We start from the raw sequence: 21,952 nt of genomic DNA on the forward strand, positions 1-21,952 counted from the left end.
CCCCTCACATGTCGACCCGATCAGGTGGTTACCGGTTCAAGATCAATTGAGTATCGTCTCTGTTAACGTTCTCTGAAAACGTAATCAGATAGCGTGACCAGCGCAACAGCTGTGACGAATGATCTTTCGGAGGAGGCGTGGCACAGCGCCGGCCCACGATGCACGACGTCGCGCGGGCAGCAGGGGTGAGCCCCGCGACCGTGTCCCGGGTGGTCAACAACGAACGCTACATCCGCGAGGAGACCCGCGCCGCGGTCGAGCGCGCCATCGCCGACCTGGGCTTTCAACGCAACGAGGCCGCGAGGTCGCTGCGCCCCGGGCAGAACACCGACACCATCGCCCTGGTCATCGACGACGCGGCCAACCCGTTCTGGTCGGCGGTCACCGACGGCGCCGAAGAGATCGCCCGCCGCCACCAGCACATGCTCGTGGTGGCCAGCACCCGGAAGAGCTACGAGCGCGAACGCGACCTGCTGCGCGACCTGGTGCTCCGCCGCCGGGTCGACGGCCTGCTCGTGGTGCCGGCCGCGCACACCCAGCACGAGCTGCACACCGAGCTGGGGCGCTGGGCGCCGATGGTGTTCCTCGACCGGACGCCGTCCGGGGTGCCCGCCGACGCCGTCGTGCTCGACAACCGGGGCGGCACCCGGGGCGCGGTGGAGAGCCTGATCGCCCAGGGCTGCCGGCGGATCGCCTACATCGGCGGCGACCCCAACGTGACCACCGGGAAGCATCGGCTGGCCGGCTACCGGGAGGCGCTCAAACGGGCGGGCCTCCCCTACGACCGGGCCGTCGTCCGGCTCAACGCCCACACCGTCCGCGACGCCCACGACGCCGCGACCGAACTGCTCTGCTCGACCGCGACGCAAGGCATCGACGCGATCTTCGCCGACAACAACCGCATGTGCGTGGGCCTGCTGCACGCCCTGCACGAGATCCAGCCGGCCGAGACGATCGCCGTGGCCGCCTTCGACGACGTCGAGCTGGCCGACCTGCTCCCTCACCCGGTCGCGCTGGTCACCTACGACGCCACCGCCTTCGGCGCGCACGCCGCCGAGCTGCTGTTCGCGCGGATGGGCGGCGCACACGGCCCGCCCCGGCGCTCGGTGCACCGCACCACCCTGCTCATCCGCGGCGGCGCCCCGGCCTGACAACTGACCGGCATGTCCGGCGTCGCGCGGGGTATTCCCCCGCCATGCGTATCGGCTACTTCCTGTCATGTGAGGAATACACCCCCGCCCAGCTCATCGAGCAGGCCAAGGCCGCCGAGGAGGCCGGCTTCCAGAGCCTGTGGATCTCCGACCACTTCCACCCGTGGAACGACGAACAGGGCCAGAGCCCATTCGTGTGGTCGATCATCGGCGCGCTCAGCCAGGTCGTCAACATCCCGATCACCACGGCCGTGACCTGCCCGATCATGCGGATCCACCCGACCATCACGGCCCAGGCCGCGGCCACCAGCGCGGTCATGCACGACGGCCGGTTCGTGCTCGGGGTGGGCACCGGCGAGGCGCTCAACGAGCACATCAACGGCGACCGGTGGCCCTTCGCCGACGAGCGGCTGGAGATGCTCGAGGAGGCGATCGAGGTGATGCGCGAGCTGTGGAAGGGTGATTTCGTCACCCACCGTGGCCGGCACTACCAGGTCGACCAGGCGCGCATCTACACGCGGCCGGCCGAGCCGCCGGCCGTGTACGTGTCGGCCTTCGGGCCCAAGGCGATCGAGCTGGCCGCCCGGGTCGGCGACGGCTACGTCTCCACGATGCCCGACGGCGACCTGGTTCGTAAGTTCCGCGAATTGGGCGGTGGGGACAAGCCCGTACAGGGCGGGTTCAAGGGCTGCTGGGCTCCGACCGAGGCCGAGGGGGTACGCGAGGCGCACCGCCTGTGGCCCAACAGCGGCGTGCCCGGCGAGCTGTCCCAGGTGCTGCCGTCACCACGGCACTTCGAGCAGGCGTCCCAGCTGGTCACCGAGGACATGGTGCGTGACGCGATCGTGTGCGGGCCCGACCCGGCCGGGCACGCCGCCCAGCTCCAGGCGTACGAGAAGGCCGGCTTCGACGAGGTGTACATCGCCAACATGGGTTCGCACTACACCGAGCTGATCGACCTGTACCGGCGCGAGTTCCTGTAGGCCCTCCGACCCCCTGGTGGGAGCAGACCGACGCCGAGCGCCGGGAGGGCTGGGAGCAGGACCGCGCGACTGATCTTTACTGGGCGTCGCCGATCGGCGAGACTGCGGAGATGGGCGAGGTCTTTCCGATGCCGGCCGTGGGTGATCTCTTCACCGACATGCGCGGCGGCGACCGAAGGATGCGGGTCAGCTACCACGAGGACCGCGGCGCGGTCGTGGTGTCGCTGTGGGCCGACACCGTGTGCAAGGGCACCTTCCAGCTCGGCGTCCCGGACGTGAGCCGGCTGGTCGCGTTGTTGTCCCACGTCGAGCGGTCGGCCGCCACCCCGTCGGTGCCCGACGACGTCGTGGAGACGTCGCCGCCGCCGGACCAGACGGGCGATGTGAGCCGGACGCCACGGGTGGCCTGAGGTCATTCGCGCAGGGTGTAGCGCAGGAAGCCGCTGTGAGGCGTGTATTTGTCGTCCAGCGCGCGGGCCCGGTAGTTCGTCTCACGGGTGTGCCAGTAGAGCGCCGACCAGCCGCGCGCCGCGGTCTCGGCGCGCAGCCAGTCGATGAGGGCGGCGCCGACACCGCCGGCCCGGGCGTCCGGGTCGACGAAGAGATCCTGCATGAGGCAGACCGGATCGAGCGCCGAGGTGCTGTCGTGCACGACGAGGCCAACGCTAGAGGTGTTTGCGGGCCATCCACTGCCAGACGTGCTGGCCGTTGTGGCTGGGGTCGTTGCGGGCCACGTAGATCCAGGACCAGTGGCCGGGGAAGCGGTAGCCGTTCCAGGTGACCGTGTCGTAGAGGCTCATGATCGAGCCGGGGATCACGTCGTGGGCGTGGACGGTGTTCGGGTTGGGCGGGACCGTGGTGTCGTCGCGGGAGGCGACCAGCCAGGTCGGGGTGTCGATGGCGGCCAGTTCGGCGTCGGTGAAGCGCTCCTGGACGACGGCGCAGATCGGCACCGAGGACGCGAACGTGTCCGGGTACTCGGTGGTCATCTTCAGGCTCATGAAGCCGCCGTTGCTGCAGCCGACCACGTGGATGCGGTCGGTGTCGATCTGCTGCGTGCGTACCACAGCCTTGATGATCTCGAGGATCTGCGGCGCGTAGCGGTCGCCGTCCTCCAGCCAGAACGACTGACTCTGGGGGGCGACCACGTACGCGTCGCCGAAGATCCGCTGCGCCTCGGGGGTGACGAAGCCCAGGGCGCCACGGTTGGCGCGCAGCTGCGTCTCGTTGTCGTAGTAGGCGGGCAGCGACCCGCCCTCTCCCCCGCCGTGCAGCCAGACGATCAGCGGGCGCTTGCCGGCGTGGCGCACCGGCGAGTAGAGCCGATACTTCATGCCCGAGCGGGAGGTGCGGTAGCTGAACGAGTCGACCTCGGGATTGACCAGCCGGCCCTGCACGAACTCGCTGACCGTGACCGAGCGGCCGTCACGCAGCCGGATCGGCGCGTTCTGGGTGATCGTGTAGGTCAGGTCGAAGCGCACGTTGCGGCCCCGGGCCGCGGCCCAGCCGAGCGTGGCGCCGCCGGTCTGGCCCTCGGCGTAGCTCAGCTCCAGCACGATGTCGCCGGCGTTGTCGACCTTGACGGCGGTCACCGCGCGGTCGAGGTCGTACGTGCCCAGCACGGTGTCGCCGGCCGCGAGCGGGCTGCTGGCCTTGGCGTGCACGGTGAAGCTGCCGGTGGTGAGGCTGGACCGGTCGATCGGGCCGAGCTTGGCCGCGGCGAGCGTGATCGAGACGACCTGCTCGCCGCCGTCGAGCACCTCGGCGTCGAGGCGGAACCGGAGCTTCCGGCTGATGGACGGCGCCGCCTGGGCGAGAGCGGCGCCGGGCAGGGCGAGGCCGGCGACGGCACCCGCGCCCACGGCCAGAACGGAACGACGACTGACGGCCACAGAAGACTCCTCGTCGTGATCATTGTGTTTCCAGCGTGTTGCATCGAGATCGGTCTATCACAGATCCACTGAGCACCGGAAGAGTCAGCCGACGGGGTCGAACTTCGGGTTCTGGATCCAGTCGCCCAACTTCCCGTTGGCGTCGACCGGATAGGCCCCGGCGATGTAGCGCAACTTGACGCCGCCCGGGAAGGCGATCTCGTTCTCGTTGGGTTTGGGCGGTGTGAGGCCGATGTTCGCCAGGGTCGCCTCGACGTCGATGCCACCCGGCACGATCAGGGTGTAGCGGTAGGTCGGCTTCGGCCAGTCCCTCTGCAGCTCCGGGTTGCGCGTGGTGCCGACGAACGCGGAGCGGTTGTGCGCGGGCGGTTCGAACACATACCGGCCGAGGTCCACGTTGGTCGCGTCCCGGGGGCCGAACCCCTGCTTGAAGATGTCCTCCGGGTTGCGCGCGTCCACGCGGTAGAGCGGCTCGGCCGAGTCCCGCCAGACTGGCGTCGGCTGGATGTCGTCCACCGCGACGCTGTCGTTGACGGCCACCGCGAGCCGCGGGTCCGGCGGCGGGGCGACCACGCCGTCGAGCTGGCGGCCGGCCTCCTCGAACGCCTCGTCGACGGGGTTCCCGGGCCCGAAGATCCCGTCACCGAACTCGTCGATCTTCTCGCCGAACGCGTTGACGCCGTCCTGCAGGTCGTCGAGCCAGCCCGGCGTGAGGCCCGCCTCGTCGAGGGTGTTCCAGCCCTCGTTCGCGGTGTCCCGGAGCCAGTCCTCGGCGGCCTCGCCCGCTTCGTACAGGCCCTCACCGACGTTGTTGGCGCCCTTGGCCACGCTCTCGAAGAAGCCGTCTTCGTCGTCGTCCCCGGGTCCCCCGGACATCGCGTCGGCGTTGGCGGCGAGCACCCCGTTGAGATTGGTGGCCACACCGGCGGCGAAGTCGTTCTGGAAGGTCGTCCGCAGCGGCTCGGGGAGCAGGCTCATCAACCCGTACAGGGGCGCGTTGGCCGCGATGTTGTTCACGTACTCCGTCTTCGTGCCGCGGACGGCCTGCTCGAACCTCGAGGCGCGGGCCGCGGCCGTACCCATCCCCGAAGCCAGCGCGTGCAACCGGCCGGTGTCCTGCACCTTCGCCGAATAGTCCTGCCCCACCTGGTCGGGCCAGCTCGCCAGCGACATCCGGCCGGCGTCCTCGACCCCGGTCGCGGCCGTCGTCAACGCGTCCCGCGCGCCCGCCCACCCCGTGGCCAGCTGCGCGACCACATCCTCATCGGTCTCCGGCCACTCGACCATGCCCTCGACCGCGGTCCACAAGCCGAACCCGTCCGCCGGACGTGCGATCCCCATCCCTCGATTGTGGAGATTTCCGGCCCTCGCCCCGGCCGGTGGCCGGTTGCGGTCAGGCGCGCGCGGCCAGGTCGGCGCCCGGGATCGTCACACTGACCGGCCCACCCGGGTTGAGCTGCAAGGACTTGCCGGCCAGCGCGGCGGCGATCTCCCGGCCGGTGCGCCGCTGCCACTGCGTCCAGGCCGGCGGCAGCGCCTGCTCCGAGGTGTACGCCTGCACCGTCCCGTCCCGCACGTAGAGGTCGGTGCCGCCGGGCTCCCGCGCGAACAGGAACAACTCCCCGTCCAGGACCGCGTCCAGCAACGACTCCTCCGGCCCCGTGTTGGTGGCGGCTCGCTGCAGGGCGGCCTCCAGAGCATTCCCGGGTACGGGCAGACGGAGCGCCTGCGGCGACGGACGGTAGTTCGGGTTGGCGCGGTACTCGCCCAGCTCACCGGCGGCGTCCACGTGGAAGCCGCCCCGGACCGCCCAGCCCGGCACCCGCCCGTCCGGGTCGACCGCGGGATCGAGCACGTACAGCCACGCGCCGGGCTGCCGGCGGGCCCGTTCACGCAGCTCGTCGGTGATCTCCGGCGGCCCGCTCAGCTCGGCCGGAAGGTCGGGTTCGGGATCCACTCGCCCAGGTTTCCTCTCTCGTCTCAGGGGTCCACCGGCCGTACGCGTAGGAAGCCCCGCGCCGCATTGTCCTCGCCCTGGTCGTACAGGTCGGCGCAGACGTGACCGAGGCCGGCCATGTCGGCGCAGGTGCCCGGCACCCCGGCGGCCGACTGTTTCATCGCCTCCGCGGCCTCGTACTGCCGCTGGAAGATGTCGGCCAGGGTACCCGTGCGGATGCCGCCCTCGCCGGTCGTGATCATCGTGTGCTGGGCCCCCCAGGCGGTGCCGAACTCCCGCCCGTGCCCGTCGATCCGGTCCATCGCCGACCGATCGGCGGTGTACCGATCCAGGCCGTCCGGGCTGGTCATCGGAACGCCTTGACCTGGTGCAGGAACGGATCGAAGTCCAGGTCGGCCTCGCGTGCCGTGGCGCCGGCCGGCAGCAGGTCACGCACCAGCTCGAACACCTGCCGCTGAGCATCCGCGGTGGCCGCCTCGAGCGTGGCGGTGATTCCCCGGGCCAGGGCCCGCGAGTCGGGTTGCCGGTAGATGCGCGGATCGAGCCGCAACTCCCGCAACTCACCACGCGCACCGACCACCACCATGATCAGCCCGTCCGGCGACTCGGCGCGGGCACTGATTCCCGCCATGCCCTGCTGCACGGCCCGCACCGAGTCGGCGAGCCGCCGAATCCTCGACTCCTCCATGCCGTCGAGTGTGGAGATCCCCGGGCGCGGGTCACCGGCGTTGGCCGGTTGCGGTCACCGACGTCTCGGTGTCAGGGCTCCAGAACTACTGCGACCAGACCGGAATCAGTTCCCACACACAGCAGACCGCCCGGGGCGAGCGCCAGTTCCGTGATCGACGCCTCCAGGTTGAGTTCGGTCATCAGGCGCTCGCTGGTCAGATCCCAGATCCGCACCGCGCCGTCTTCACTGGCCACGCAGAGCAGGTCTCGGCCGGCCAGGCTGCACGCCAGGAGGTCGTTGATGTACAGGGGATGCCTCGTGAACGGGACCGTGACCGGCTCACCGGTCCGGACCGCGGGCCGCGGCCCGGTGCTGGGTCTCCAGGTCGGTGCCGAGCGGCGGCAGCTCGGCGCGATATCGGCCGTTGGGCAGGAAGGGCGCCACGCCGAAGCTTCGGGCCAGCACCAGCTCGGCCCGCTGGTCCAGCTTTCGGCGGCCGAAGATGGAGCTGATCTCGCCGACCAGGTCGTGCACGTCGAGGAATTCCTGCCGTTGCCCGCTCCGCCCGGTGACGGCGGTGAGCGCCGCCGGCAGCGCCTTGGCGAAGGCCTTGTCGTACGCCGGCTCCTGCGACCGCGCGGACGTCAGGAACCAGAGGTTCGTCCACTGATCGCCGGACAGGGCCTTCGCCACCCGCCGCAGAGCGATCTGCACGGCCTCGGCCGCGCCCACGCCGCCGTAACAGGTGTCGATGATCAGCAGGAGATGGCGTACTCCCCCGTTGACCAGGACGCGCACCAGTTCCTCGGTGGGCAGTACCGTCCCGGCGGGGTCGTCGGGATCGGTGTCCCAGCACATCAGGTAGTGCCGGTCGTCGACGACACCGTGGCCGGCGAAGTAGACCACCAGAAGATCGTCGCCGATGGACTCGTCGCGGCACCAGAATCTCAGCCGTTGCCGGATGGAGTCGGCGGACTCGTACTCGCCGAGGCCACGCAGCGCCTGGCGGTATCCGAAGTCCGCGAACACACGAGCCACCGCCTCCAGGTCGTGGTCAACGCCGGGGAGTGGCGCTGCCCCCGGCTCGCGGAACCGGCCCGTCCCCAAGGTGATGACATATCGTCGCTGCTCCGAGTCATTCACCTTCCTGTCTGACGAACGGCTCGGCTATTGACAGACGTCACTGGTCGATCGTTGGATGTTACCTGGAGGTAACATCATGATCACCGCGTTCGTCACGGCCCTGGTTCTGGCGGTTCCGCTGGCCGGCGGGGGTGCCCCCGAGGCCGCGTGCGCGGCGCCGACCCCGAGCGCCACCCAGCCGGGATACCTGGTGGCCGATCCGCGGTGCGACCTCGACGGCACGCCGTTCGTCGCGCTCGACGGCGCGACCGTGCACACCGGCATCCACCGGGGCGCGGCCTACCGGATCGAGGTGCCGCGGCGCTGGAACGGCCAGCTGGTCGACTATGCCCACGGCTATCGCGGCACCGGCGCCGTGGTCTACGTCGACAATCCGGCGTTGCGGGCCCACTACATCGCCCGCGGGTTCGCCTGGGCGGCCTCGAGCTACGCGACCAACGGCTACGACGTGGGCCAGGGTGTTCGCGACGCCTCGGCGCTGATCGACGTGTTCCGGCAGGTCACCGGGCGGCGGGCGAAGGCCGTCTACATGACCGGGGCGTCCATGGGTGGTCACGTCACGGCCGTGGCCATCGAGAAGCACCCGTCGGCGTTCGCCGGGGCGATGCCCTACTGCGGCGTGCTCGGCGACACCCGGCTGTTCGACTACTTCCTCGACGCGAACGTCACCGCCGCCGCGCTGGCCGGCGTCCCCATCGACTTCCCGCTCCGGCCACCGGCCGACTACCCGGATCAGTGGCGCGCCCAGGTGAACCGCGTCCTGCCCGCCCTGGGCGTCAGCACCGGACGGCCGCCGGCCCTGACCGCCGCCGGTCGCACCTGGTCGGAGGTGGTGGAACGGCGCTCCGGCGGGGTGCGGCCGGGCTTCGACGGCTCATTCGCGTACTGGAACGCCGTGCCCTCCCTCGCGCCGCTCAGCGACCTGCCGTTCCTCTTCGGCCTCTATCCCGGGCTCACCGGCGGCACCTCGAACATCGCCGACGGCAACGTCACCGACAACCGGTCGACGGTCTACCGCAGCACCGACCGGCTCTGGCCGACCCCGGCCGAGTGGCGGCTCAACGCCGAGGTGCTGCGGGTGCGGCGGACCGACTCGGCCGACCCCGGGCTCAGCGGCGTCCCCCGCGTCAACGGCAAGCCGCCCGTGCCGGTGCTGTCGATGCACGACATCGGCGACCTGTTCGTCCCGTTCTCGATGGAGCAGGTCTACGCCCAGCGCGCCGCCGCGAACGGCCGCTCCCGCCTGTTCGTGTCCCGCGCCGTCCGCGGCGTCGGCCACTGCGACTTCACCCAGCCCGAACTGCAGAAAGGCTTCGACGACCTGGTGACCTGGGTACGCACGGGCCACCGCCCCGGCGGCGACGCGATCCTCGACCGCCGGGTGGTCGCCGGCCCCCGCTTCGGCTGCCGCTACACCGTCGGCACCCGACCCGCCTTCGTGGCGCCCGCCTGCTGACCATCCGCGCCCGGCTGATCGATAATGGCCGTATGGCCAACCTCGTCCTCGACGTCGAACAGCCGTCCCGACCGGCGCTGAGGCTGGAGGTCGCCGGGCGCGGGCTGCTGGTGCTGCGTCACGACGACACGGTCGCCCTGATGGCCCGGGTCGACGACAACCACTACGGCGTCGAGTACGCGATGACCGGTCACTACCGCTCGCCGGTCCCACCCATCCGGGCCGCACACGCGGCGGCTGTCGGCACCGCATCGCCGGCCCGGTGGGCGTACCACTTCGCCGCCTCCTTGACCGGCGGCCCGTTGCACACCGGCCGCTGGGCGATCAGTGTCGAGGTCCCCCGCCTGCGCCCGACCGAGAGATGGGCCGAACTACTGCTGCCCCAGCCCCAGGGTGAGATCGACTGGTTCATGGACAACGGAGCCTGGCAGATCCTGCCGCTTCATCCGCTGGCGAGCGTGGACGCCGGTCGGGTCAAGGCGTACCGGAAGCAGGCCAGGGACGGAATCCTGCCGCCCGTCCTGCTGTGGTGGGTCAGCGGGCTCGACTGCTACGTCGTGTTGGACGGCCACGACCGGCTCGTCGCGGCCCTCGCCGAAGACCGCGAACCGCCGCTGCTCTCCCTCTCCTCGGTCGACACCGATCAGGTCGCCCGCGACACCGAGGACGCGCTGAGCCGCTACACGACAACCACGCAAGGCCTGGACCGCCAGATCACCGCCGGCAGCCCGGGCGCCGAGGCCGCCCTCGTCGCCGTCGACCGCCGGCTCGCCGACACCCTGCAAACCATCGAATCCCGCTACGGCACCACCCGCGCTTGGCCACTGCGCGGCGGCACCCCACAGTGGAACGCCCTGGCCCGGGAGCACTTGCCCGCCTGGCCCTCAGGACTCATCGGCCTCCGAGCCTGAGGTGAACAGCAGTTCCTCGTCCGGGGCGGGATCGGGGAAGCGAGGCGTTGACGCGGCGATCCGCTCGGCGAAGTTGGGGTGCGCGGTGGCCAAAGCAGCTGCCGGACGGAAGACTGGTGCGATGGTGGAGTCATGACGGCGGCGACGCGGCTCGCGCGCGTCGTCGTGGTGCCCGACCCGGACGCCGACGCGCAGGAGCGGGACGAGCTCGTGCGGCGGCTGCGCGCCGAGGTGGCCGAGCAGGAGTTCGACCTCGTCGCCGATCCGGCGGCCGGGCCCGTGCCGGACGGCGCCAAGGCCGCCGACCCGGCCGGTGTGGACTCCCTGATCATCGCGCTGGCCGCGTCGGGCGGGGTGCTGACCAGCCTGATCGCCGGGCTGGACACGGGCGACGCCGACATCGACGGCGACGGCCTCGTCTCGGTCGACGACGCGCACGAGTACGTGCGGCACCGGCTGGCCGGCCAGCCACAGCGGCAGAGCCCGCGCAAGTGGGAGTTCGACGTGCAGGGCCGGATCGTGCTCGCCCGCTCGGCCGTTCGACCGCGGCGGTCCCTCCGGCCGCGGCACCGCCGGCCGTTCTGCCTCCGCGCCCGTGGCAAGCCGACGACGGTCCGGCCATACCCGTGGTCCGCCGGCCGGGCTGGTGGGCCACGCTCGCGCTGATGGCGATCAGCACCGCCCTGGCCTCGGCGCTTCTCGCCTGGGCACTGGTGAGCTGGGCGTACGACACGCTGCCGGACGACTGGGTGACGCCGAGCGTGGCCGACGCCGTCGTGGCCGCGGCCATCGCCGGTTGCGCGTGGGGAGTCGCCTACACGGTGGCGGAGGTGGTCGGTGGCCGGACGTCGGCGCGCCGGCACGAGCCATTCCTGCGCTGGGCGCGGTCGCTCGGCACGGTGGCCATCCCGTCCGGGCCGCGTCAATTCCTGCGCGGGCTGGCCGAATCGGTCCCGCTGAACGTCGGTCTCGCTCTGGCCGTGTCCGGGGCGACCGCTGCTCTCGCCTCCCCGTGGTTCGACTCCGAGGGCCGGAAACACCTGTTCCAGCTCACCTTCGTCGTGCTGGCCACCGTGCCGGTAGCGGTGTATCTGCGCCGCTCGAAGAGGCCGAACTGACCGCGATCAGAAGGTGGCGATCGGGTTGACGGGGCTACCGGAGGTGCCGGCGAGGCGGACCGGGGCGACGGCGAGGTGGAAGTCCCACTGGGCGAGGTCGGCCGCCGTTGTCGCGCAGGCCTCCAGGTCGCAGTTGTCGAGCAGCCACAGGCCCATCGCGACGAGGCTGACGGCGTGGACCGGCATCAGGACGTCGTCGTACCCGGATGGTTGAACGTCCTGCGGGGTGTCGGCGCCGATCAGGGCGACCTCCCGGTCGCGGAACCAGGGCAGGCAGGACGCGTGCCAGCCGGCCTGGGTGATACCGCCGGCCGGGCCGTTCTCGTGCCGGGCCCGGCCGTAGCCGGTTCGCAGGAGCACCGCGTCGCCGGATCGGACGCGCACGCCCTGGCGGCGTTCGGCCTCCTCGAGATCCTCGGGGTGCACGCCCTCGCCGGGTTCCAGCCACGGCACGTCGCGGACCTTGGCCACGTCCAGCAGGACCCCGCGCGTGACGATTCCGTTCGCCGCCGCCGTGACGGCCGCCCACGCCGATCCGGTTGTGGCGTCGACCAGGGAGTGTGGCCGGCCGTTGTACATCGCGCCGTCCCAGAAGAGGTGGCACGGCGAGTCGAGGTGGGTGAGCGTGTTGCCGTGGAACATGAGGCCGAGCCGCTCGTTCGAGAAGCCCCAGCGCCGGTCGGCGTGGAAGGCGGGCGGCATGTTCTCGGCGCCCGGCATGTCGGCGGCGCACGGGCACGTCGTGGTCGACCGCTCCATGTCGTCCGGCACGCCGACCTCCCAGGCACAGGACACGCTCCGGCCGTGGCGGACGGCCCGGGCCGCGGCCAGCCGGACGTCGTCGGTGATCAGGTTCACGGTGCCGAGCTCGTCGTCGTCGCCCCACCGTCCCCAGTTCGACAGGGTGTCGAAGTACCCGAGCACGTCGTCCTGGGTGGGCATCACGTGGGTAGGTTAACGCGAGTAGGCCGCTGCGCCCCGGACACGCCCGGAGCACAGCGGCGGAGCGTCACAGCCAGGGGCCGGGGCGCCAGCCGGTGGTGGCGGACCGGGTTCCGGCGGCGGGCACATCCTCGGGCGACGGGCCCTGACAGAACCGGTCGCGGGCCGGGAGCTGGCCGCTGACCAGGAACCCGGTGGCGATGGCGTCGGTGCACGGGCCGGACCGGATGCCGTAGATGCCGTGACCGCCGGCGTTGACGGTGACGAACGCGGCCCGGTGGCCGAGGGCCCGGCGCAGGCCGTACCCGTTGCGGTAGGAGGTTGCCGGGTCGCGCAGGTTCTGCAGGATCAGGACGTTGCGCGGTCCCCGGTCGGTCACCTTGACGGGCGGCTCGACCGGCCGGTGGGCCCAGAACGCGCAGGGCCAGATGTTGGCGGGCATGCCGGCCGTGGCCGGGTAGGCGCGGCGGCTGGCGGCGGAGGCGCGGGCGTACACGTTGGTGTCACGCGGCCAGCTCACGTCGCCGCAGACGATCCCGTACAGCACGGCGAGCGAGTTGTCCCAGGCCGGCTCGGCGAGGGCGGCCCCGGCCGTGGGCGGGCTCGCCGGATCCGAGAACTCCTGCCAGAACCGCGCGAGATCACCGAAGGACCGGTCGTCGTAGAGGCCACCGCGGGTCTGCTCGCGGAAGATGTTGCCGGTGATGGTGATCCCGGGCAGTTCGACCGGCGAGTGGTCCAGCCGCCGGGCGATCCGGTAGTAGGTGCGTTCGACCTCCCGCGGCGTGGCGCCGAGGTGGTAGACGTCGTCGCGGGCCGCGGCCCACTTGGTGAAGTCGGGCAGCCGCAGCGCCACCGCCTCACCCCAGCTGCTCCAGACGCCGTACCACACCCGGGCCGGGTCGACCGCGCTGTCCAGCACGATCCGGTCGGTGCGCTGCGGGAACAGCGAGACGTAGACCGCGCCCAGGTACGTGCCGTAGGAGTACCCGAGGTACGAGAGCTTCGGCTCGCCGAGCGCGGCGCGGATGCTGTCCATGTCGCGGGCGGTGTTGGCGGTGGTGATGTGCGGCAGCAGGTCGCCGGCGGTGGCGGCACACCGGCGCGCGGTGTCGCGGGCGAAGGCGATGTTGCGGTTGATCGAGCCGTCCGGCGCCGGATAGGGCAGGACCAGGTCGAACGTGGTGGTGTCGGGCAGGTCGCAGCTGATCGGCGTACTCTGACCCACGCCGCGCGGGTCGAACCCGATCAGGTCGTAGCGGTCGAGGACGTCGGCGGGCAGGGTCTCGGCGAGGAACAGCGGCATGTCCAGGCCGCTGCCGCCGGGACCGCCCGGGTTGAGCAGCATGATCCCGCGGCGTTTGGCCGGGTCGGCCGCCTTGAGCCGGGAGACGGCGACGGTGATCGACCGGCCGCGCGGGGCCCGGTAGTCGAGCGGCACGCGCAGGTCGGCGCACTCCAGACCGGTGCCGGGCGCGCCGGCGCACGGCGCCCAGCTCGGGCCGGGGGCGGCCTGTGCCGCCGTGGCGGGAGCGAGCGGTACGAGGACGGTGGCGGTGACGAACAGAGCGAGCATCCGTTTCATCGAGATACCTCCATCTCTGCGATGGTGTCGCATCGCCGCCACCGGACCCGAGCTGGCGTTAGGCTCCCGGCATGATTGATCGAATGCCATTCGGCGCGACCGGGCACGAGTCGAGCCGGGTGATCTTCGGCGCCGCGGCCCTGGGCAGCGTCACCAAGGCCGACGCCGACCGCACGCTCGACCTGCTGCTGCGGCACCACATCAACCACATCGACGTCGCCGCCGGCTACGGCGACGCCGAGCTGCGGGTGGCGACCTGGCTGCGCCGTCATCCGGGCGAGTTCTTCCTGGCGACCAAGACCGGCGAGCGGACCTACCGCGGCGCGCGGGAGGAGATCCGCCGGTCGCTGGACCGCCTCGGGGTCGACCGGATCGACTCGATCCAGCTGCACAATCTCGTCGACGTCATCGAGTGGGAGACCGCGCTGGGGCCGAACGGCGCTCTCGAGGCGGCGATCGAGGCGCGCGAGGAGGGTCTGGTGCGCTTCATCGGCGTGACCGGGCACGGGTTGTCGGTGCCCGAGATGCACCGCCGCAGCCTGGAGCGGTTCCCGTTCGACTCCGTGCTCGCGCCCTACAACTTCGCCCAGATGGGCGACCCGCGGTACGCGGAGACGTTCGAGGCGCTGGCCGCGGTGTGTGCCGAGCGGCAGGTCGCGCTGCAGACGATCAAGAGTCTGGCGTTGCGTCGCTGGGAGGGCCGGCCCAAGTCGGCGTCCACCTGGTACGAGCCGCTGCGTGATCAGGCCGACATCGACCTGGCTGTGCACTGGGTGCTCGGCCGCCCGGAGGCGTTCCTGCTGACCACCGGCGACGTGGAAATCCTGCCGCGGCTGCTCGACGCGGCCGAGCGGTACCAGCAGCGCCCGTCCGACGCGGCGATGGGCGACCTGGTGGCGCGGCGTGAGGTGGAGCCGCTGTTCGTGTGACGGATGTACGACCTTGTCTCGGATACCCCCCAGCGGTACTTTCCTGATACCCCAGGAGGGTATTCCAGCGAGGGAAAGCCGAGGAAGCCGTCACGTGAGATCCACACTGCACCGCTGGCCCGCCGCGCTCGGGCTGCTGGCCGCCGGATTCCAGATCGTCACCGGCGCCAACCGCGAATCGGTCGCCATCACCGTGGTCGTGGCGACGCTGTGTTACCTGGCCGCCGCCGCCTTCAACCGGCCCTGGATCGCCTGGGCCACGATCGCCGGCGGCAGCGTGATCGTCGTCGCGGGCGAGCTCGCCGGCCTCACCTGGTGGGTCGCGGTCGGCCTGGTCGCCGCCGGGCTGGCCGTGATCGGCCTGGTCACCGGCGTGCCGCGGCCGGCCCTGACCGCGCAGACCGGCGCCCTGCTCGGCTTCGGCGCGCTGGCCGTCACCGCCCTCTACCTCGATCCGCGGGCCGGGATGATCCTGGCCGGCCTGGCCCTGGCCGCACACAGCGGCTGGGACGTGATCCACTACCGCCGCAACACCGTGGTGCCCCGCTCGATGGCCGAGTTCTGCATGGTCCTCGACCTGCCGCTGGGCGCGGCCCTGATCGTGCTGGCCTTCACCAGCTGAGCATGGACCGCGCCCCGGTTGAAGAAGATCAGCCGCTACGACGGTTGCCGTACTGGCGAGGGCTCTGCACGGTGCCGGATCGCCCGACGCCGTGGCCCTTCGTACCCCCGGCGTGGGTGGGGGTGCCCTTGCCCTTGGACCGCCGCGCCGCCCGGTTCTCGAAGGGCTGCGGCAGCTCCTCGGATTCCGCCTCGGCGTCGGCGGTGGGTTCGGCGTCGCTGGTGGCGTCGGTCATCAGTGTCTCCTCGTGCTGTTCCGGACCGGACTGCTCGCTGCGGACCGTGAAGCATGGTCGCGCGATAAGCAGACGGTAGCGTGCACGCTCAGGTGATCACGGTGAGGTCGGCGGTGAAGTCGCGGTCCAGGGGAAAGACCGGGCGAAGAACATTCCGGTACGCCAGCCGGGCCAGATGCTGGTCGACGCCGCCCGGCGTGAGCGCGAGCATCCAGTCCCCCGCCGCCTCGAACAGCTCCGGCTCCAGGTAGCCGATCTTCACGGTGACCAGGTCGGCCGACCGCACGTCGACGCCGAGCCGCTGGTAGGAGGCCAGCAGGCGGTACTGCATGCGCCGTGAGGTGAGAAAGACACTCAACCCGGCGATGCGTACGCTGACGCAGCGCCCGCCGTCCGGGTCGTCGGCGGCGGCCTCCAGTATGCCGTCGAGCTGGACCGGGCCGGGGTCGCGGCCGTCGATCCGCCCACCGGCCAGCACCCGCACCGGCGAGCCGATCGCCACACCGTCGAGTGACGCGACCGCGGCCGGGTCGGCCAGCGACGCGAAGACCGCCCGCCGTGACGAGTCGCGGGCCAGCATCCGCGACAGCGCGTAGGTGACGTCGTCGGCCCCGCCCGCGCCGGGGTTGTCGCCGGAGTCGCTGATGAAGAACGGTCGCCGGGCATCCGGGGCCAGGGCGGCGTCGAGGCACTCGTCCATCGTGCCGGTGGGCGCGACGAACGCGAACTCGTCCCGCGCCGCCCAGAACCGCTCCCCCAGCTCCCGGGCGGCGCCGGCGACCGCGGCCGGGTCGTGGCCGGTGACCACGACGGCGCCCCGGCAGCGGGGCTGGTCGGCCCAGGCGAATCCGATCCAGACGGCCGCGTCGATGATCTCGGGACGCGCGGTGAGCGCCGGGATCCGGGCGTAGAGCCCCCGGGCCGGCTCGTCGCGGGTGCTGGTCTGCTCGCCCGGCAGCAGGATCGGCACGTGGACGAGGGCCTTGTGCGGGCGTGACCCGCGGCGCAGCGCCTCGACCAGGTTGCGGGCGGCGCGCTCGCGGGTCTCCCACACGTCCACGTGCGGGGCGGTGCGATAGCAGGTGAGCAGGTCGCAGGCGTCGAAGAGCACCCGGGAGACGTTGCCGTGCAGGTCCATCGCCGTGGAGATCAGCGGCTCCGGGCCGATCGCCGTCCGGATCGCGGTGACCAGGTCGCCCTCGGCGTCGTCGAGCCCGGGAACGCTCATCGCGCCGTGGAAGTCGAGCAGGAAGCCGTCCACCGGGCCGGCGGCGGCGATCTCCTCCTTCCAGGCGTGGTAGGCCGACGCCTCGACCGCTCCGCCGGGAAGCGCCCGGGCGTGCACCAGCGGCACCCACTCGACGCCGGACGCCCAGGGCGCGGTCAGCCAGTCGTAGCGGGCCAGCAGCTCGGAACCCCGGGTGACCTCGAAGTCGGCGGCGGTGCTGAGGTGGGGTGAGAATGTGCTGGACTCGATGTGGATGCCGCCGACGGCGATGCGCATACGCGGGCTCCTCAGGACGGGCGCACGTCGGCGCTCGACCGCAGCAGATGCCCGAGGCCGGTCAGGGCCGCGTCGGGGCCGGCGGTGCTGGCCTCGATGGTCAGCGACCCGGTCAGCGACGGCAGGCAGCGCTCGTAGAGCACGCCCTTGGCGGCGGCCACGTAGACGCCCAGGCTGGACAGCGCGCCGCCGATGACGACGGCGTCGGGGTTGAGGAAGTTGACCAGGCCGCTGAGGGCCACCCCGAGCAGGCGGCCGGCCTCGCGCACAGCGGCGACGACGGCCGGATCGCCGTCGTGGACGGCCACGATGAGCTCGCCGAGTCCTGGCGAGCCAAGGCCGGGCGAGCCGACGCTGGCCGAGCCGAGCTGGCGGGTCAGGGCGGCGCCGCTGGCCACGGTCTCCAGGCAACCGCGGCTGCCGCAGGAGCACTGCCGTTCGCCGCTGTCGGCGACCCGCACGTGGGTCACGTCGCCGCTGAGGCCGCCACCGCCGCGGAAGATGCGGCCGCCGGTGACCAGGCACGCGCCGATGCCCGTACCCGCCTTCACATAGATCATGTCGTCGGTGTCGTAGCCCCGGGTGACGTACTCGCCGATCGCCGCCGCCTTGGCGTCGTTGTCCACGAGCATCGGCCCGTCGAAGCGGTCGAAGGCGACCGACAGGTGTTCGGCCGGGTCGACGCCGCTCCAGCCGGGCATCCGGGCCGGACCGACCACGCGTCCGCTCGGGAACTCGACCGGGCCGGGCAGCGCCACCCCGACACCGAGCAGCGGCTCGCCGGCGACCAGGGAGGCGAACGTGCGGAAGACGGCGGCGGGGCCGTCGGCGATGTCGATCGGCACCTCTTCGACCCCGCGCAGCACCCCGCCGGCCTGGTAGAGCCCGGCCCGGGCGTGCCGGCCGCCGAGCTCGGCGACGGCGTACACCCCGTCGGTGTCGCGCAGGCGCAGGATCCGCGGCCGGCGGCCCCCGGTGGACCGGCCGACGCCCTCCTCGAGCAGGACGCCCTCTTCGAGCAGGCGGCGCACCACGGCGGTGACGGTGGAGGGGGCGACCTGGAGCGCGTCGACGAGGTCGCTCCGCGAGGTGGCCGCGCCGCTGGCCAGCAGCCCGAGCGCCTGCGCGCGCAGCGTGGCGGGGATCGATGGGGGCACGGTCGCCAACTTCGGTCGGAGCGGCCAGAGGCTTTGAACGTAGCACGGCAGAAGTAACCGAAATAAGTGTCTATTTTTCGTTGACCTGAAACTTTGGTGGGCTTACGTTCTCGGCGTCACGTATGGGAGGAACGGTCATGAGAAGACTGTTGGCGGCGGCCGGAGCGATCACCTTGGCCGCGAGCCTCACGGCCTGCACCGGCGGGACGACGTCGGACGACGGCCAGGGCGCGAGCAAGGACAGCGCGACCGTGGCCTTCCGTACGCCCAACTGGATCTTGCCGATCTCGGCGCCCGGCTTCACCCAGGGCGAGAACGCGATCTTCACCCAGGCCCAGTACCGGCCGTTGTACGCCTACAAGTTGGACGGCTCGGCGCAGTACAACATCGACGCGCGGCGCTCGCTGGCCGAGGCGCCGGTGGTCAGCAACGGTGGCAAGACGCTGACCATCACGCTGAAGGACAACAAGTGGTCCGACGGCACCCCGCTCACGACCAAGGACGTGCAGTTCTGGTTCGAGCTGGTGAGCGCCAACAAGGACAAGTGGGCGTCGTACCGCAAGGGTGGCTTCCCGGACAACGTCACCAAGTGGTCGGTGACGAACGACAAGACGCTCGTGCTGACCACGACGACGGCATACAACACCGCGTGGTTCGTCGACAACCAGCTCAACCGCATCACTCCCCTGCCCGCGCACGCGTGGGACAAAGAGGGCCAGGCCAGCAAGCCCGAGGGTGCGAAGAAGGTCTTCGCGACGCTCACCGCGGCGGCCAAGGACCCCAAGACGTACGACTCCAACCCGCTGTGGAAGACCAACAGCGGCCCCTGGAAGCTGGCCCGGTACGTGCCCAACGGCGAGGTGACCCTGGCCGCGCAGCCCACCTACACCGGCGCCGACAAGCCCAAGCTGGCCACCGTCGTGCTGCGGCCGTTCACCGGTGACGACGCCGAGTTCAACGTGCTGCGGGCCGGCCAGATCGACTACGGGTACGTGCCGGCGGCCAACGTGTCGCAGAAGTCGTACCTGGAGTCCAAGGGCTACCGGGTCGCGCCCTGGTACGGCTGGTCCATCACCTACCTCCAGCTCAACTACCACAACCCGAGGAGCGGGGCGCTGTTCAAGCAGCCCTACCTGCGGCAGGCCATGCAGATGCTGATCGACCAGCCGTCGATCAGCAAGGTGATCTGGTCCGACACCGCCGCCCCGACCTGCGGGCCGGTGCCGCCGAAGCCGGGCACCACCGGCGCCACCGGCTGCGCCTACACGTTCGATCCGGCCGCCGCCAAGCAGCTCCTGGAGACGCACGGCTGGAAGGTGACCCCGGACGGGCAGACCACCTGCCAGGCCGCCGCCCAGTGCGGCGAGGGCGTGACCGCGGGCCAGGCGCTGACCTTCACGGTGACCAGCCAGACCGGGTTCGCCGCCACCACCAAGATGTTCGCCGAGATCAAGTCGCAGATGGCCAAGCTCGGCATCACGCTGGACATCAAGGAGGTCCCCGACTCGGTGGCGGTCACGCCGGCCTGCAAGCCGGCCGACGCGACCTGCACCTGGGACATGTCGTTCTTCGGCTCGCAGGGCAGCTGGTACTACCCGGCCTTCGCCAGCGGCGAGCGGCTGTTCGCCACCGACGCCCCGGTGAACCTGGGCAGCTACAGCAACCCCGAGGCCGACCGGCTGATCGACGCCACCCAGTTCGCGGCCGGCGACGGCGCGAGCGAGCTCACGGCGTACAACGACTTCCTGGCCAAGGACCTGCCAGTGCTGTGGATGCCGAACCCGGTCTACCAGACCTCGGCCTACCGCTCGGGTCTGCAGGGTGTCGAGCCGCAGGACCCGATGAACGCCATGTACTTCCAGGACTGGTCCTGGAAGTAGCCATGGTCAGGTACCTCGTCACCCGGGTGGGGCAGGCGATCGTGGTGATCCTGCTGGTCACGGTGATCGCCTTCCTCATCCTGCACCTGCTGCCGGGCGGCGCCGCGCGGGCCACGCTCGGCAAGGAGGCGACGCTCGACCAGCTCGCCGCGTTCAACCACGAGATGGGCTACGACCGGCCCTGGTTCCAGCAGTACGGGATGTACCTGCTGCGGCTGGGGCGCGGCGACTTCGGCTACTCGTACCAGCTGAACCAGTCGGTGGTCGAGGCGATGGCCCAGCGGCTGCCCAAGACCATGGTCCTGTCGCTGCTGTCGACACTGCTGGCCGTGGTCGTGGCGATCCCGCTGGGCGTGATCCAGGCGGTACGGCGCAACCGGCCGGCCGATTACGTCATCACGTCGCTGTCGCTGCTGGCGTACGCGACACCGATCTTCTTCATGGGTCTTCTGCTGATCATCCTGTTCTCGCAGACCTGGCCGATCCTGCCGCCCGAGGCGCCGCAGGGCTTCACGGTGGGTGAGATGCTGGCCGACCCGGCCGGGCTGGTGCTGCCCGTGGTCACGCTGGCCATCGTCACCATCGCGGTCTACTCGCGCTACGTACGCTCGTCGATGGTCGACAACCTCAACGAGAACTACGTGCGGACCGCGCGCGGCAAGGGCCTGCCGGAATGGCGGGTGGTGCTGGTGCACACCCTGCGCAACGGGCTGTTCCCGGTCATCGGGCTGCTCGGTATGTACCTGCCCGCCCTGTTCAGCGGCGCGCTGGTGGTCGAGTCGCTGTTCAACTTCCCGGGCATGGGCCAGCTGTTCTGGCAGGCCGCCCTGAAGCGTGACTTCCCGGTCCTGCTCGGCGTCACCGTCGTCATCACGATCGCGACGATCGCCGGATCGCTGATCGCCGACCTGCTCTACGCGGCCGCCGACCCCCGGGTCCGGCTGCGCCGGGGCGCCTCATGAGCACCCTCGTCCCGCTGCGGCGCGGCCTCGGCGTCTTCGCGGAGAACCGCCTGGCCGTGGTCGGCGCCGGCATCTTCCTGGCCCTGGCCGCCCTGTGCTTCCTCGGCCCGCTGTTCTGGACCACCGACCAGGTGCACACCGACCTCGCCTCGGTGCACCTGCCGCCCGGGCCGGGACATCCGCTCGGCACCGACGGCGTCGGCTACGACCAGCTCGGCCGGCTCATGCTCGGCGGCCAGACGTCGATCATCGTCGGGCTGGCCGCCGGCCTGCTGGCCACCGTCGCCGGCACGATCTGGGGCGCGGTCGCCGGGTTCGCCGGCGGCTGGGTCGACGCGGCGATGATGCGGGTGGTCGACGCGATGATGTCGATCCCGGCGCTGTTCCTGTTCATGCTGCTCGCCGCGATCGTCACCCCGAGCGTCACGATGCTGATCGTGATCATCGGCGCGTTCGCCTGGCTGGGCCCGGCCCGGCTGGTCCGCGGCGAGGCGCTGAGCCTGCGCTCCCGCGAGTACGTGCAGGCGATGCGGGCGATGGGCGGCACCGGCGGGCGGGCGGTACGCCGCCACATCGTCCCCAACGCGATCGGCACGGTGATCGTCAACGCCACCTTCCAGGTCGCCGACGCGATCCTCTACGTGGCCTACCTGTCCTTCCTCGGCCTCGGCGTGCCCCCGCCCGCGGCGAACTGGGGCGGGATGCTCTCCGACGGCCTCGCCGACACCTACAGCGGCCACTGGTGGCTGCTCTACCCGCCCGGCATCGCCATCGTCCTGATCGTGCTCGCGTTCAACTTCATCGGCGACGGGCTGCGGGACGCGTTCGAGGTCCGGCTGCGCCGGCGCTGAAGGG

The 21,952-nt window shown here is 71.3% G+C and carries 25 protein-coding genes; 12 read left to right on the plus strand and 13 right to left on the minus strand.

Features of this window, described 5'->3' with window-relative positions; translation table 11 throughout:
* The first annotated feature begins 137 nt into the window (after positions 1-137).
* From AB0O15_RS13305 to AB0O15_RS13315, 3 genes are all read left to right on the plus strand, one after another.
* Positions 138-1,151, plus strand: coding sequence for a LacI family DNA-binding transcriptional regulator (locus AB0O15_RS13305; protein ID WP_364317963.1), 1,014 nt, complete (start codon positions 138-140; stop codon positions 1,149-1,151).
* Between the two features lie 44 nt (positions 1,152-1,195).
* Complete coding sequence (locus tag AB0O15_RS13310; RefSeq protein WP_364317965.1) at positions 1,196-2,134, plus strand: TIGR03557 family F420-dependent LLM class oxidoreductase; 939 nt, start codon at positions 1,196-1,198, stop codon at positions 2,132-2,134.
* 110 nt (positions 2,135-2,244) lie between these two features.
* Entirely contained in the window at positions 2,245-2,544 is a 300-nt protein-coding gene (locus tag AB0O15_RS13315; protein WP_364317967.1) for a hypothetical protein, read from the plus strand.
* A 2-nt stretch (positions 2,545-2,546) separates the two neighbouring features.
* Here the strand turns inward: AB0O15_RS13315 and AB0O15_RS13320 are convergent, their stop codons facing one another.
* The 8 genes from AB0O15_RS13320 to AB0O15_RS13355 all read right to left on the minus strand — a co-directional run bounded on the left by AB0O15_RS13320 (position 2,547) and on the right by AB0O15_RS13355 (position 7,796).
* Positions 2,547-2,786 (minus strand): GNAT family N-acetyltransferase, encoded by a 240-nt coding sequence (locus tag AB0O15_RS13320; protein ID WP_364317969.1) that lies wholly within the window; start codon positions 2,784-2,786, stop codon positions 2,547-2,549.
* Between the two features lie 13 nt (positions 2,787-2,799).
* Complete coding sequence (locus AB0O15_RS13325) at positions 2,800-4,026, minus strand: prolyl oligopeptidase family serine peptidase (RefSeq protein ID WP_364317970.1); 1,227 nt, start codon at positions 4,024-4,026, stop codon at positions 2,800-2,802.
* Between the two features lie 84 nt (positions 4,027-4,110).
* The gene (locus AB0O15_RS13330) at positions 4,111-5,367 is read right to left on the minus strand and encodes a hypothetical protein (protein ID WP_364317972.1); all 1,257 of its coding nucleotides are present in this window, start codon (positions 5,365-5,367) and stop codon (positions 4,111-4,113) included.
* Between the two features lie 52 nt (positions 5,368-5,419).
* Positions 5,420-5,983, minus strand: a complete 564-nt coding sequence (locus AB0O15_RS13335) for a type VII secretion system-associated protein (protein WP_364317973.1) — start codon at positions 5,981-5,983, stop codon at positions 5,420-5,422.
* Positions 5,984-6,006: 23 nt separating this feature from the next.
* Positions 6,007-6,333 carry a hypothetical protein gene (locus AB0O15_RS13340; protein WP_364317974.1) on the minus strand — a complete coding sequence of 109 codons (327 nt, stop codon included), beginning with the start codon at positions 6,331-6,333 and terminating at the stop codon, positions 6,007-6,009.
* Positions 6,330-6,671: a YbaB/EbfC family nucleoid-associated protein gene (locus AB0O15_RS13345; protein ID WP_364317975.1), complete on the minus strand. Its 342-nt coding sequence runs from the start codon at positions 6,669-6,671 to the stop codon at positions 6,330-6,332. Before AB0O15_RS13345 ends, AB0O15_RS13340 begins: the two co-directional genes overlap by 4 nt.
* A gap of 71 nt (positions 6,672-6,742) precedes the next feature.
* On the minus strand, positions 6,743-6,907 hold the full coding sequence (locus AB0O15_RS13350; protein ID WP_364317976.1) for a hypothetical protein: 165 nt from the start codon (positions 6,905-6,907) through the stop codon (positions 6,743-6,745).
* 85 nt (positions 6,908-6,992) lie between these two features.
* Positions 6,993-7,796: a caspase family protein gene (locus tag AB0O15_RS13355; protein WP_364317977.1), complete on the minus strand. Its 804-nt coding sequence runs from the start codon at positions 7,794-7,796 to the stop codon at positions 6,993-6,995.
* A 76-nt stretch (positions 7,797-7,872) separates the two neighbouring features.
* Here AB0O15_RS13355 and AB0O15_RS13360 point away from each other — a divergent pair, with 76 nt between their 5' ends.
* The 4 genes from AB0O15_RS13360 (at position 7,873) to AB0O15_RS13375 (ending at position 11,281) form a co-directional block, all read left to right on the plus strand.
* Positions 7,873-9,252: a phthalyl amidase gene (locus AB0O15_RS13360; protein ID WP_364317978.1), complete on the plus strand. Its 1,380-nt coding sequence runs from the start codon at positions 7,873-7,875 to the stop codon at positions 9,250-9,252.
* A 32-nt stretch (positions 9,253-9,284) separates the two neighbouring features.
* Positions 9,285-10,163, plus strand: a complete 879-nt coding sequence (locus AB0O15_RS13365) for a hypothetical protein (RefSeq protein WP_364317979.1) — start codon at positions 9,285-9,287, stop codon at positions 10,161-10,163.
* Positions 10,164-10,295: 132 nt separating this feature from the next.
* Complete coding sequence (locus AB0O15_RS13370; RefSeq protein WP_364317980.1) at positions 10,296-10,829, plus strand: hypothetical protein; 534 nt, start codon at positions 10,296-10,298, stop codon at positions 10,827-10,829.
* Positions 10,829-11,281 carry a hypothetical protein gene (locus AB0O15_RS13375; RefSeq protein WP_364317981.1) on the plus strand — a complete coding sequence of 151 codons (453 nt, stop codon included), beginning with the start codon at positions 10,829-10,831 and terminating at the stop codon, positions 11,279-11,281. Before AB0O15_RS13370 ends, AB0O15_RS13375 begins: the two co-directional genes overlap by 1 nt.
* Positions 11,282-11,287: 6 nt before the next feature.
* On the opposite strand, the gene AB0O15_RS13380 is transcribed toward AB0O15_RS13375, so the two are convergent.
* Positions 11,288-12,223, minus strand: a complete 936-nt coding sequence (locus AB0O15_RS13380) for a cyclase family protein (RefSeq protein ID WP_364318145.1) — start codon at positions 12,221-12,223, stop codon at positions 11,288-11,290.
* 67 nt (positions 12,224-12,290) lie between these two features.
* The gene (locus AB0O15_RS13385) at positions 12,291-13,808 is read right to left on the minus strand and encodes an alpha/beta hydrolase (RefSeq protein ID WP_364317982.1); all 1,518 of its coding nucleotides are present in this window, start codon (positions 13,806-13,808) and stop codon (positions 12,291-12,293) included.
* A gap of 71 nt (positions 13,809-13,879) precedes the next feature.
* On the opposite strand from AB0O15_RS13385, the gene AB0O15_RS13390 reads away from it, so the two are divergent.
* Both AB0O15_RS13390 and AB0O15_RS13395 read left to right on the plus strand, forming a co-directional pair.
* On the plus strand, positions 13,880-14,737 hold the full coding sequence (locus tag AB0O15_RS13390) for an aldo/keto reductase (protein ID WP_364317983.1): 858 nt from the start codon (positions 13,880-13,882) through the stop codon (positions 14,735-14,737).
* Between the two features lie 94 nt (positions 14,738-14,831).
* A complete protein-coding gene (locus AB0O15_RS13395) occupies positions 14,832-15,359 on the plus strand; it encodes a hypothetical protein (RefSeq protein ID WP_364317984.1) in 528 nt (175 codons plus the stop codon).
* A 28-nt stretch (positions 15,360-15,387) separates the two neighbouring features.
* On the opposite strand, the gene AB0O15_RS13400 is transcribed toward AB0O15_RS13395, so the two are convergent.
* From AB0O15_RS13400 to AB0O15_RS13410, 3 genes are all read right to left on the minus strand, one after another.
* Positions 15,388-15,594: a hypothetical protein gene (locus AB0O15_RS13400; protein WP_364317985.1), complete on the minus strand. Its 207-nt coding sequence runs from the start codon at positions 15,592-15,594 to the stop codon at positions 15,388-15,390.
* 88 nt (positions 15,595-15,682) lie between these two features.
* Positions 15,683-17,098, minus strand: coding sequence for a M81 family metallopeptidase (locus tag AB0O15_RS13405; RefSeq protein ID WP_364317986.1), 1,416 nt, complete (start codon positions 17,096-17,098; stop codon positions 15,683-15,685).
* An 11-nt stretch (positions 17,099-17,109) separates the two neighbouring features.
* Positions 17,110-18,255: an ROK family protein gene (locus AB0O15_RS13410; protein ID WP_364317987.1), complete on the minus strand. Its 1,146-nt coding sequence runs from the start codon at positions 18,253-18,255 to the stop codon at positions 17,110-17,112.
* A 137-nt stretch (positions 18,256-18,392) separates the two neighbouring features.
* On the opposite strand from AB0O15_RS13410, the gene AB0O15_RS13415 reads away from it, so the two are divergent.
* The 3 genes from AB0O15_RS13415 to AB0O15_RS13425 are packed head-to-tail and all read left to right on the plus strand — an operon-like array spanning position 18,393 to position 21,948.
* Positions 18,393-20,135, plus strand: a complete 1,743-nt coding sequence (locus AB0O15_RS13415; protein WP_364317988.1) for a peptide ABC transporter substrate-binding protein — start codon at positions 18,393-18,395, stop codon at positions 20,133-20,135.
* A gap of 2 nt (positions 20,136-20,137) precedes the next feature.
* Entirely contained in the window at positions 20,138-21,097 is a 960-nt protein-coding gene (locus AB0O15_RS13420; RefSeq protein WP_364317989.1) for an ABC transporter permease, read from the plus strand.
* Positions 21,094-21,948 carry an ABC transporter permease gene (locus AB0O15_RS13425; RefSeq protein ID WP_364317990.1) on the plus strand — a complete coding sequence of 285 codons (855 nt, stop codon included), beginning with the start codon at positions 21,094-21,096 and terminating at the stop codon, positions 21,946-21,948. Before AB0O15_RS13420 ends, AB0O15_RS13425 begins: the two co-directional genes overlap by 4 nt.
* The last annotated feature ends 4 nt before the right edge of the window (positions 21,949-21,952 follow it).

The sequence above is a fragment of the Actinoplanes sp. NPDC089786 genome (genome assembly GCF_040684855.1).
Lineage (GTDB): Bacteria > Actinomycetota > Actinomycetes > Mycobacteriales > Micromonosporaceae > Actinoplanes.

Excerpts from the sequence above, each read along its gene's own strand:
- AB0O15_RS13425 (WP_364317990.1), top strand. The coding sequence starts at position 21,094 with ATGAGCACCCTCGTCCCGCTGCGGCGCGGCCTCGGCGTCTTCGCGGAG.
- AB0O15_RS13415 (WP_364317988.1), top strand. The coding sequence starts at position 18,393 with ATGAGAAGACTGTTGGCGGCGGCCGGAGCGATCACCTTGGCCGCGAGC.
- AB0O15_RS13315 (WP_364317967.1), top strand. The coding sequence starts at position 2,245 with ATGGGCGAGGTCTTTCCGATGCCGGCCGTGGGTGATCTCTTCACCGAC.
- AB0O15_RS13385 (WP_364317982.1), bottom strand. The coding sequence starts at position 13,808 with ATGAAACGGATGCTCGCTCTGTTCGTCACCGCCACCGTCCTCGTACCG.
- AB0O15_RS13330 (WP_364317972.1), bottom strand. The coding sequence starts at position 5,367 with ATGGGGATCGCACGTCCGGCGGACGGGTTCGGCTTGTGGACCGCGGTC.
- AB0O15_RS13405 (WP_364317986.1), bottom strand. The coding sequence starts at position 17,098 with ATGCGCATCGCCGTCGGCGGCATCCACATCGAGTCCAGCACATTCTCA.
- AB0O15_RS13380 (WP_364318145.1), bottom strand. The coding sequence starts at position 12,223 with ATGCCCACCCAGGACGACGTGCTCGGGTACTTCGACACCCTGTCGAAC.
- AB0O15_RS13365 (WP_364317979.1), top strand. The coding sequence starts at position 9,285 with ATGGCCAACCTCGTCCTCGACGTCGAACAGCCGTCCCGACCGGCGCTG.
- AB0O15_RS13370 (WP_364317980.1), top strand. The coding sequence starts at position 10,296 with ATGACGGCGGCGACGCGGCTCGCGCGCGTCGTCGTGGTGCCCGACCCG.
- AB0O15_RS13340 (WP_364317974.1), bottom strand. The coding sequence starts at position 6,333 with ATGACCAGCCCGGACGGCCTGGATCGGTACACCGCCGATCGGTCGGCG.
- AB0O15_RS13375 (WP_364317981.1), top strand. The coding sequence starts at position 10,829 with ATGGCGATCAGCACCGCCCTGGCCTCGGCGCTTCTCGCCTGGGCACTG.
- AB0O15_RS13310 (WP_364317965.1), top strand. The coding sequence starts at position 1,196 with ATGCGTATCGGCTACTTCCTGTCATGTGAGGAATACACCCCCGCCCAG.
- AB0O15_RS13400 (WP_364317985.1), bottom strand. The coding sequence starts at position 15,594 with ATGACCGACGCCACCAGCGACGCCGAACCCACCGCCGACGCCGAGGCG.
- AB0O15_RS13360 (WP_364317978.1), top strand. The coding sequence starts at position 7,873 with ATGATCACCGCGTTCGTCACGGCCCTGGTTCTGGCGGTTCCGCTGGCC.
- AB0O15_RS13390 (WP_364317983.1), top strand. The coding sequence starts at position 13,880 with ATGATTGATCGAATGCCATTCGGCGCGACCGGGCACGAGTCGAGCCGG.
- AB0O15_RS13420 (WP_364317989.1), top strand. The coding sequence starts at position 20,138 with ATGGTCAGGTACCTCGTCACCCGGGTGGGGCAGGCGATCGTGGTGATC.
- AB0O15_RS13345 (WP_364317975.1), bottom strand. The coding sequence starts at position 6,671 with ATGGAGGAGTCGAGGATTCGGCGGCTCGCCGACTCGGTGCGGGCCGTG.